Origin of the sequence: Kitasatospora sp. NPDC093558 (assembly GCF_040683475.1) — a bacterium.
Taxonomy (GTDB): domain Bacteria; phylum Actinomycetota; class Actinomycetes; order Streptomycetales; family Streptomycetaceae; genus Kitasatospora.
In genome coordinates this window covers 1-1047 of sequence record NZ_JBFBDY010001397.1, presented here as the reverse complement: position 1 = coordinate 1047, position 1047 = coordinate 1, and the positions used below count along the sequence as shown (strand labels likewise).

Here is a 1047-nt window from a genome sequence, read left to right as displayed (position 1 = left end):
TCCTTCGGCGATACGAGCAGCCCGACCGACGGCAAGGTCCGCTCGCCCTTCGGCGATACGACCGGCCCGACGGACAGCAAGGTCCGCTCGCCCTTCCTCGACCAGCTCGGCCTCGGCGTGCGCCTGGCGACGAACGGCGGCCGGGACGGCTGGGGCCGGCTGCTGCTCACCGCGTGCGGCGTCGGCCTCGGGGTGGCGCTGCTGCTGTTCACCGCGTCCTTCCCGGGTATCGTCGAGCACCGCAACGACCGCCTGTACACCCAGAACGACACCTTCCTGGACGAGGTCATCCCCTCGCCCGGCGACCGGACCGTCCTCATCGCCGCCGCCGACACGACGTTCCGGGGCACCCCGGTCCGCGGCCGCGTCGTCCAGCCCGAGGGCGCCAACCCGCCGCTCCCGCCGGGCGTGGCCGCCTACCCGGCGCCGGGGCACATGGTGGTCTCCCCCGCCCTCGCCGACCTGCTGAAGGACCCGGCCAACGCGCTCCTGCGCGACCGCCTCCCCTACCCCGTCGTCGGCACCGTCGGCCCCGCCGGGCTGCTCGGCCCGGGCCAGGCCGACTACGTGCTCGGCGGCGACGGCCTCACGGTGGACACCGGGGCCGTCCGGATCGACGCGTACGGGCACTTCTCGCCGCCCAAGCCGATGGACCCCAGGCTGATCCTGCTCAACGCCGTCGGCCTCATGGTGATGCTCGCCCCGGTCGGCGTCTTCCTCGCCGCCGCCGCGCGCTTCGGCGGCGAGCGGCGCGACCGCAGGCTCGCCGCGCTGCGCCTGGGCGGCGCGGACCGCCGCACGACGGCCCGGATCGCGGCCGGGGAGTCGCTGGTCGGGGCCGTGCTCGGACTGGTCGCGGGCGCGGGCCTGTTCCTGGCCGCCCGGCAGGTGATCGGGCGGATCAGGCTCGCCGGCTTCAGCTTCTACCCGCAGGACGTCGCCCCGCACCCGGCGATCGCCGCCGCGATCGCCGTCGTCGTGCCGCTGCTGGCCGTCGGCGTCACGCTCGCCGCCCTGCGCCGGGTGGTCGTCGACCCGCTCGGCGTG

Annotated in this window: 1 protein-coding gene; it reads left to right on the top strand. The window is 76.3% G+C overall.

All coding sequences use genetic code 11. From position 1 onward, the window contains the following. Positions 1-1047 (top strand): FtsX-like permease family protein (locus tag AB0O00_RS41300; RefSeq protein ID WP_363659793.1); only part of this gene is annotated, 1047 nt, incomplete at both ends.